Genomic DNA, 9097 nt, shown 5'->3' on the forward strand with positions numbered 1-9097 from the left:
CGCGATTAGCGACGCGGCTGGCCCGCACAGGATCATATCCTGTCAGTTTGGCCAGCTCCCGCTATTGGCGCTGCTTTAGGCGTAAGTTGATTGCCGCCTTGTGGCGACTGGTTCACGAAGGACGCTATCGGGTGGTGTCCACCGCCACGATCATCCCGCTAGGCTGGGTAAAACAAGCCGACCATCTGGATTCCCTCAAACCGGCAACCTTGCTCTGGCAATTACGTACCGACCTCAATCGATCCGGAGGTGCCGACGCCAAAGGTTGGGCCGTCTTCGTGCTGCACGGAGAGTTTGAGTCCAACACCAAACGTTACGTCATCCATGCGCATGGCGTCGCGGTGGACGACATGGTCGACGTCGTTCGCGACCTCGCCAAACTCCCGAAATATGAGTCTTCCAAACAGCGGCATCCTAGCGACGGCGTGGCGCAGCGCGCCAGAATATCACGCGAATTGCTGTCCAACATGCCATCACCACTCACCTATTTAGCCAAATCTTTTTGGCCAGCTAAGTGGCTTGGCATGATAACACGCAACGGCCTCGTTTACGTTGCGCGCGAACGCGTCGGTCGCCGCATACCGGAACCCTATCACGCGCGTTGGCTGTGTTGGATGGACCGATGGGATTGGAGGGATATGGTCCTTCTATACGGCGTGCATGTCGGCAAGAACGGCTTAGTGGCCCGCTAGCTGTATACGAATGACGCGGCTTCGCACGCCCAGACATGGCTGGAATGGCCCCATCGACATGGCTAGCTGCCTGTTCTGGCGCTTCATGCAATATGCGCTTCAGCAACACTGTCGACAGCACCCGCCTCAGTCGCGAGCTCGCCTTCCCCCTAGCGACACGAAGTTTTCTTTTTTGTCCAGCGCGTCACGTTAATTCGACGTCAGTACAAAATATGAATTTTGTCACGAGTTGGGCTCGACGCCTTTGAGGAAAACGCTCCATGCCTCCAGCAAGTCGCGGCGCATCTCGACGAATTGCGTCCGCTTGTATGCCGCAACCACCTTATCCGAAACGGCATGGGCCAGCGCGGCTTCGGCCACCGGATCGGGGACATGCACCATCTGCTCCGCCGTCCAATCGCGAAAGCTGCTACGAAAGCCGTGCGCGTCATATGGAATCTTGGCATCGCGCAGCACCTTGTTCAGCGCCATGTCGGACAATGCCTTGCCGCGCACGCTCGCGAAGATCAGTCCCTCGCTCGGCCTTCCCGCTTCTTCCCAAAGTGTCGCCAGTAGCGCTACTGCAGCCGCATTAAGCGTGACGACATGAGGCTCACGCATTTTCATCATCGCGGCAGGACGCGTCCATAGTCGCTGCTCAAGGTCGATCTGCTCCCACCGCGACATTCTTATCTCGCCTGGTCGCGCTGCCGTCAGGATCAATAGCATGAGCGCCCGACGCCCAGTGGTCGGCGCAGCCTGCGCCAGGGATGCCATGTATGCCGGGACTTCCATATACGGCATTGCTTTGTAGTTGGACCCTCTCGGCTGACGCGGCAGGCCCAGCGTCAGCGACCGTCCTGGCGCCTCGGTCGAACGCCAACCTTTAGACAGGCTGAAATTCAGAACCTGGCCAATCCGCATTCTGACCTTACTGGCCAACCCCGGCTTGGTCGTCCAAATGGGGGCGAGAACGTCGCGAACGTCGCCAGTGCCGATTACATCGACCGGCAGGTTGCCCAGCTTGGGAAAGGCGTAGGTCGACAGCGTCGTCAGGAATGCGGCAGCATTCTTATCCGTCCAATTGCTGCGCAACGCGGCATGCGTTTCCTTTGTGGCGACGCGAAACGTAGGGATGAGATGCTTGTGCTTATCGCGCTCCGTGATCGGGTCCCGGCCGTTCAACGCGTGTTTGCGTAACTCAGCCGCCTTCTCTCTCGCCTCGGCCAGCGACAGCGCAGCCGTTGAGCCCAGACCGATGTCGCGCCGGCGGCCGTTGACCTGAACGCGTAACAGCCAAGACTTTGCCCCGGTCGGCTTTACGAGAAGGTACAATCCATGGCCGTCTCCATGCCGCCCTGCCTTGGCGTTTTTCACCCCGATCGCACTGAGCGCCATGAAAATGTTCCCACACTAGCTCCCACACAAATGTGTGTATTGTGGCGCGCCGTGGTGCACAAGAGCGAACAGGGATTTCCATAAAATACCATTATTTCATATGCTAATACGCACACTGGCGAACGTCAGCGACGATAGAGTTATAATTATGCCGGGCGCGCCATTCCTCGACCGCTGGCGCTCGACATGCATCCGATCGGCGATCGGCGCGTTGTGTTCGGCATGACCGATCTCGATCGCGGCGACGCGCCTTTTCTGTTCGATCCCGAACGCCGCTTGCGGTGCTATATCGCGCATGAGCGCGATATAGCGTCGACGCAAGACGACCCGGCTCGCCGAGCACGCCACCTTTCCCGTGCGCGCGCCTTGTCCGCCCGGCTCCCCCAATCGGCGTGCGAACGGCTGCTGCTCATCATGGGCTGAAGGGTGACGCCGCTCGCCTTGTAACCGCAGGCTGATTGGTGGAGAGCGCAGGATAATCCACCATGCCGGAAAGTCCGCGATGCGCCTCCCTTTCGTCACCTCCGCTTTGTTGATCGCCTCGGCGGCGATCGCGCCCGCCGCGACTGCCGCCCCCGACGCGCCGTCGCCGATCCTGACCAGCCCAGACGCGAAGGACGTGCTCAGCTATGCGCGGCCCGAGATCGCCCGCGTCACCCATGTCGATCTCGACCTGACCGCCGACTTCAAAACGCACATCATGCGCGGCACCGCGACGCTGGACATCCTTGCCCGGCCCGACGCGCGGGAGATCGTCCTCGACGACAAGGACCTGGTCATCTCGCGGATCACCGACGCGCGCGGGCGTCCGCTCAAATGGGCAGTCGGCGCCAACGACGATTACATGGGCGCGCCGCTGACGATCGAGATCGGTACCGCGCGGCGGATCGTCATCACCTATCGATCCGATCCCAAGGCACGCGCGCTCGGCTGGCTGGCGCCGGCGCTGACTGCGGGAAAAAAGAAGCCCTATCTCTTCAGCCAGGGCGAAAGCATCAACAATCGCAGCTGGATCCCGACCCAGGACAGCCCCGGCATCCGCCAGAGCTGGTCGGCCAAGATCACCGTCCCGTCCGACCTGGTCGCGACGATGAGCGCCGAGCGGCTGACCCCAGCCGGCATTCCCGCCGCGCGCGGCTGGCGCAGCTATCGCTTCCGCATGGACCACAATGTCCCGCCCTATCTGATCGCGCTGGCGGTCGGTGACCTCCGCTTCCAGGCGATCGATGCGCGCTCCGGAATCTATAGCGAGCCAAGTGTGCTGGCGAAGGCCGCGGCCGAATTGTCCGACACCGGCAAGATGGTGACCACCGCCGAGAGCCTCTACGGCAAATATCGCTGGGGCCGCTACGACGTGCTGGTGCTGCCGCCGTCCTTCCCGTTCGGCGGGATGGAGAACCCCACCCTCACCTTCGCGACGCCGACGATCATCACCGGCGACAAGTCGAACGTCGACGTCATCGCGCACGAACTGGCGCATAGCTGGTCAGGCAATCTCGTCACCAACGCGACCTGGTCGGATTCGTGGCTCAACGAGGGGTTCACGACCTATTTCGAGAACCGGATCGATGAAGCGCTATACGGCAAGGAGCGCGCGGCGACCTTGGCGGATTTGTCATGGGACGACCTTCAGCGCGACCTGAAGGCGGCGCCCGACGCCAAGGCGACGCGACTGCATGGCGATCCCGAAGGCGTGTACGGCGAGCTCGATTACACCAAGGGTTCGACCTTTCTGCGCACGATCGAATATACTGTCGGCCGAGCGCGCTGGGACGCCTATCTGCGGTCCTATTTCGATCGCCACGCCTTCCAGCCGCAGACGACCGCCGGCTTTCTCGCCGACCTGCGCACCAATCTGATCAAGGGCGATCAGGCGCTCGAGGCGAAGCTGCAGCTCGACCAGTGGGCGTACGGAACCGGCCTGCCGGACAATGCGGTCCATATCCGCTCGGCGACGTTGGCCAGGATCGACCAGACCTTGGCCTCGGTCGCGGCCGGTGCGCCGATCCATTCGATCGATGCGTCGCGTTGGTCGACCCAGGAATGGCTGCGGTTCTTGAACGGCCTGCCGCGCCGGCAATCGGCGGAGCGACTGGCCGAGCTCGATCGCTCGCTGGGACTCTCGACGTCGAGCAATGCCTATATCCGCTCCGCCTGGCTCGTGCTCGCGATCGGCAATCGCTACGAGCCGGCAGTTCCGTCGATCGCGCAATATCTGCCCAGGGTCGGGCGCGGCCTGCTGATCCTGCCGGTCTATGCCGCGCTCAAGGCACAGGGCGACTGGGGGTTGCCGATCGCGCGCAAAGTCTATGCGACCGCGCGCCAGGGATATCATCCGACAATTGCCGCCGCGATCGACAAGATGCTGCTCGGCCCGAAAGCGTAGCACATCTACGACGAGTGCCGATGATGGAACGAGAGATTTCCCGTACGCGCAGCGTCGGTGACGACGGGTCGCCGCTGGTCGTGATCGAGTATCAGCATGTCGAACGCCGCCAGACCGATAGCGGCGAGCGCAGCTATCCGGGCGCGCGGCGATGGGCGCTCGCCAGCGGCGAACCGGTGCGGCCGCTGGGCGACGGCGTTTGGGAAGTGATTGCCACGAGCGAAGTGGTGAGGCGGGTATGATCGTCTCGCCAACGGTTGACGCGGGCGCGCCATGCGTCGATCGCGCGGGCATGACGTCCAATCACGCTCCCCATGACCGCGCCTGGGCCGACGAAGCGGTCCGGCTGATCGAGGCCGACTATAATCGCTCGGCCGACACGCATCTCATCCCGATCCCGCTGCCGCGGTTTCCGGGCGTCCAGCTCTATCTGAAGGATGAATCGAGTCATCCGACGGGGAGCCTGAAGCATCGCCTGGCGCGCTCATTGTTCCTTTATGCTTTGTGCAACGGCCGGGTCGGCCCCGACACCACGATCGTCGAGGCGTCGAGCGGATCGACCGCGGTGTCGGAGGCCTATTTCGCCCGCATGCTCGGGCTCGATTTCATCGCAGTGGTGCCGCGCGCCACCTCGGCGGAGAAGATCGCCGAGATCGAATTCTATGGCGGCCGGCCGCATTTCGTCGAGCAGGCGGTCGAGGCTGCCGGCGAGGCCGCGCGGCTCGCGAACGAGCTGGGCGGCGTGTTCATGGATCAGTTCACCTTCGCCGAACGCGCCACCGACTGGCGCGGCAACAACAATATCGCCGAATCGATCTTCGCCCAAATGGCACTCGAACAGCATCCGATCCCGCACTGGATCGTGTGCGGCGCAGGCACCGGCGGCACCTCGGCGACGATCGGCCGCTATGGCCGCTACCGCCGGCTCGCGACCCGGATCTGCGTCGCCGATCCCGAAGGATCGGTGTTCCACCGCCATTGGGCCGACCGCAATGTTGCCAAGCTCGATCGCTGCGCCAGCCGGATCGAGGGGATCGGCCGCGCGCATGTCGAGCCGTCGTTCGTGCCGGAGGTGATCGATCGGATGGAGATCGTGTCCGACGCGCGCAGCATCGCCGCGGCGCGGTTGCTCAGCGAGCGGCTTGGACGGCGCTGCGGCGGGTCGACGGGCACCAATTTATGGGCCTGCGCGACCTTGGCCGAGGAGATGGCGGCCGCGGGTGTCGAGGGATCGATCGTCACCATATTGTGCGACGACGGCAATCGCTATGCGTCGACCTATTTCGACGATGCGTGGCTCGACCAGTGCGGGATCGACTGGAAACCCGAGGCGCGCGATCTCGCGGACCGGCTGGGCTGGAACGGCGGCTGAACCGCAGTGTCTACAGCCGCGTCGCCCCAGCCGCGCGGACATGGTCGAGCGTCGGCATGCCGTTGACCGCCATCATCAGATCGGCCTCGGCCAGGATGCATTTGAGGACGTGCGCCGCGCCTTCGGCGCCGTCGAGCGCCAAGCCGTAGATGAACGGCCGTCCTACCCCGACCGCGCGCGCCCCCATCGCCAGCGCCTTGATCACGTCACTGCCCGAGCGGATGCCGGAATCGAACCACACCGGCACTTCCCCCGCTGCCCCGACCACACCCGGCAACATGTCGATCGCGGCGATCCCGCCATTGGCCTGGCGTCCGCCGTGGTTCGAACAGAAGATCGCATCGGCGCCCATGTCCACGGCTTTGCGCGCATCCTCGGGATGGCAGATGCCCTTGAGCACGATCGGCATCTTGGTGACCGACTTGAACCAGGCCATGTCGTCCCAGGTGAGCGGCCGCGCGAACAGCGAGCCCCATAGCATGACGGCTTCAGGCAGCGCGTGAGCGGGGTCCTTGCCCAGCAGCTTGCGGAAGACCGGATCGACGAAATAGTTGGTTAGGACATGGCCGCGCAGTTGCGGGAAATTGCCGGCGTTGAGGTCGCGCGGGCGCCAACCGGTTACCCAGGTGTCGAGCGTCACCACCAAAGCGCGATAGCCCGCTGCTTCGGCCCGACGGATCAGGCTCTCGGCCAGATCCCTGTCGCGCGGCGTGTAGAGTTGAAAGAAGCCCGGCGTGTCGCCGAGATGCGTCGCCACCTCCTCCAGCGTGTCATTGCCCAGTGTCGAGACGGTCATCGGCACGCCGGTCATCGCCGATGCTTTGGCCGCGGCGATATCGCCATGCTGGTCCTGGCCGCAAATGCCGGTCACGCCGATCGGACTCATGAACAACGGGCTGTGATATTTGTGGCCGAAAATCTCGGTCGACAGATCGCGGCTGGTCGTGCCGACCATCATCCGCGGCACCATGCCCCAATGATGGAACGCAGCGGCGTTCTGGTCCTGGGTCCATTCGTCGCCGCAGCCGCCCTGGACATAATTGAGCACGTGCGGCGGCATCGCCGCGGTCGCGCGCTGGACGAGCGTGGCATAGTCGACCGGCACTTTCGGGAGCACACCGCGCAGGCCGGCGCCGTAAATCTCGTTCTGATAGTCACCGAAATGCGGCATCGTCCCTCTCCCGTTCAGCGTATCATCGCGGCGGATCGCATGGCGTCGCCGAATAGCGTGGCGCCGGCGCCGGTTGCATCACGCCGTGGACCTCGACGAACGTTCCGCGCGCCTTGTTGTGGGGATGGTCCGCCACTTCGTCCCAGGCGAGGACCGGTGCGAAGCAGATATCGCTCGCCTCCATCGACGCGCACCATTGGTCACGCGTCTTCGTCCGGAATATTTCGGTCAGCCGTGCCTTTTGCGCCGGCCACTGCGCGCGATCATATTGGCTGTCGAACAGCGGATCGCCGGTCAGTCCGAGCGCCTCGCGGAGCAGCGCGTAGAATTGCCCCTCGATCGACCCGATCGCGACGAACTTGCCGTCGGCGGTCTCGTACGTGTCATAGAATGGCGCTCCGGTATCGAGCAGATTGGTGCCGCGCGTGTCGCCCCAGATTCCCTGGGCGCGGAATCCCCACATCATCGCCATCAGCAACGCCGACCCGTCGGTCATCGCGCAGTCGATCACTTGCCCGGGCGCGCCGTTCTTCACCGCCAGCAACGCGCTGACCATGCCGAAGGCGAGCATCATCGCTCCGCCGCCGAAATCACCGACCAGGTTGATCGGCGGCGTCGGCTTTTCCCCCGCGCGGCCGAGCGCGCCGAGAACTCCTGACAAGGCGATATAGTTGATGTCGTGCCCGGCAGCCGCGGCATAGGGTCCGTCCTGGCCCCAGCCGGTCATCCGGCCGATCACCAGCTTGGGATTGTCGGCGAGCAGGATATCGGGACCGATCCCCAGCCGCTCGATCACGCCGGGCCGGAATCCCTCGATCATCCCGTCGGCGGTCTTGAGCAAGTCGCGGAGCGTCGCGATGTCGTCAGGCGATTTGAGGTCGAGTGTTTCGATTGTCCGCGACCGCAGCAGCGGATCACCGCCATGGCGCGCGGTCGGCCCGCGGGGGTCGCCGTCCGGCGCCGGCCGATCGATACGGATCACTTCCGCACCGTGGTCAGCAAGCATCATGCCGCAGAACGGTCCGGGGCCGATCCCGGCGAGTTCGACGATGCGGATGCCAGCGAGTGGACCGGGCATGGGTTCTCCTGCTTCTTACACGTCACCCCGGCCTTGTGCCGGGGTCCAAGGTGCCGCGAGTCCAGCACAAGAGCCTCCAGCCCTTCCCCCAGCCTCCCGTTGGACCCCGGCACAAGGCCGGGGTGACGGTTGAGCGTGAGGCTCGGCTGTCCTCCTTATCACCTCACCGCGGCGCCATGCGGATGGCGCCGTCGAGGCGAACATCCTCGCCGTTGAAGTACGAATTCTCGATCATCGTCAGCGCGAGCTGCGCATATTCGGGCGGATTGCCCAGCCGCTTGGGGAACGGCACCGATGCGGCGAGCGCGTCCTTCACATTCTGCGGCGCGCCCTGCATCAGCGGCGTCTCGAAAATGCCCGGCAGGATCGTGTTGATGCGGATGCCCTCGTTCATCAGGTCGCGCGCGATCGGAAGGGTCATGCCGACGACCCCGCCCTTCGATGCCGAATAAGCCGCCTGGCCGATCTGGCCGTCCTCGGCAGCCACCGACGCGGTCATCACCATCGCCCCGCGCTCGCCATCCACACCGGGCTCGAGCGTCAGCATGCCCGCGGCCGACTTGGCGACGCAGCGGAAAGTGCCGATCAGGTTGATCTGGATGAGCCAGTTGAACGCTTCCAGCGGGAAATGCTTGATCGATCCGTCTTCCTTCGATCGGCTGGCGGTCTTGACCGCATTGCCGGTGCCCGCGCAGCAGACCAAAACGCGCTCCTGGCCATGGGCGGCACGTGCCTTGGCGAAGCCGGCGTCGACGCTGTCGTCGCTGGTCACGTTGACCTCGCAGAACACGCCGCCGATCTCGCCGGCGAGCGCTTCGCCTTTCTCCGCCTGCAGGTCGAAGATCGCGACCTTGACGCCCTTTGCGGCGAGCGCCCGCGCGGTCGCCGCGCCAAGCCCCGAGGCGCCGCCGGTGACGACCGCGGCTACCGAATTATCGAGCTTCATTCTTCTCTCCCGTCGCCCCGGCGAAGGCCGGGGCCGCTATGTTGTAAAGTGCCGCCGGCGGCCCCGGCCTTCGCC

Annotated in this window: 9 protein-coding genes; 5 read left to right on the plus strand and 4 right to left on the minus strand. The window is 64.3% G+C overall.

Annotated elements, in window-relative coordinates; genetic code table 11:
* Positions 1–131 precede the first annotated feature (131 nt).
* Positions 132–692 (plus strand): hypothetical protein, encoded by a 561-nt coding sequence (locus AC1DSD_RS08355; protein WP_478029508.1) that lies wholly within the window; start codon positions 132–134, stop codon positions 690–692.
* Positions 693–914: 222 nt separating this feature from the next.
* On the opposite strand, the gene AC1DSD_RS08360 is transcribed toward AC1DSD_RS08355, so the two are convergent.
* Positions 915–2069 carry a tyrosine-type recombinase/integrase gene (locus AC1DSD_RS08360; protein ID WP_478029510.1) on the minus strand — a complete coding sequence of 385 codons (1155 nt, stop codon included), beginning with the start codon at positions 2067–2069 and terminating at the stop codon, positions 915–917.
* A 186-nt stretch (positions 2070–2255) separates the two neighbouring features.
* On the opposite strand from AC1DSD_RS08360, the gene AC1DSD_RS08365 reads away from it, so the two are divergent.
* From AC1DSD_RS08365 to AC1DSD_RS08380, 4 genes are all read left to right on the plus strand, one after another.
* Positions 2256–2492 (plus strand): hypothetical protein, encoded by a 237-nt coding sequence (locus tag AC1DSD_RS08365; protein WP_478029512.1) that lies wholly within the window; start codon positions 2256–2258, stop codon positions 2490–2492.
* Between the two features lie 79 nt (positions 2493–2571).
* Positions 2572–4455, plus strand: coding sequence for a M1 family metallopeptidase (locus tag AC1DSD_RS08370; protein WP_478029513.1), 1884 nt, complete (start codon positions 2572–2574; stop codon positions 4453–4455).
* 20 nt (positions 4456–4475) lie between these two features.
* Positions 4476–4697 carry a hypothetical protein gene (locus AC1DSD_RS08375; protein ID WP_478029515.1) on the plus strand — a complete coding sequence of 74 codons (222 nt, stop codon included), beginning with the start codon at positions 4476–4478 and terminating at the stop codon, positions 4695–4697.
* Positions 4698–4747: 50 nt separating this feature from the next.
* A complete protein-coding gene (locus AC1DSD_RS08380; RefSeq protein WP_478029516.1) occupies positions 4748–5827 on the plus strand; it encodes a PLP-dependent cysteine synthase family protein in 1080 nt (359 codons plus the stop codon).
* Between the two features lie 10 nt (positions 5828–5837).
* Here the strand turns inward: AC1DSD_RS08380 and AC1DSD_RS08385 are convergent, their stop codons facing one another.
* From AC1DSD_RS08385 to AC1DSD_RS08395, 3 genes are all read right to left on the minus strand, one after another.
* A complete protein-coding gene (locus AC1DSD_RS08385) occupies positions 5838–6998 on the minus strand; it encodes an alpha-hydroxy-acid oxidizing protein (protein ID WP_478029518.1) in 1161 nt (386 codons plus the stop codon).
* Positions 6999–7020: 22 nt separating this feature from the next.
* Positions 7021–8076, minus strand: a complete 1056-nt coding sequence (locus tag AC1DSD_RS08390; protein WP_478029519.1) for a CaiB/BaiF CoA transferase family protein — start codon at positions 8074–8076, stop codon at positions 7021–7023.
* A 163-nt stretch (positions 8077–8239) separates the two neighbouring features.
* Positions 8240–9022: an SDR family NAD(P)-dependent oxidoreductase gene (locus tag AC1DSD_RS08395; protein WP_478029520.1), complete on the minus strand. Its 783-nt coding sequence runs from the start codon at positions 9020–9022 to the stop codon at positions 8240–8242.
* Positions 9023–9097: the final 75 nt, after the last annotated feature.

It is taken from the genome of Sphingomonas sp. P4_D12 (assembly GCF_056401895.1).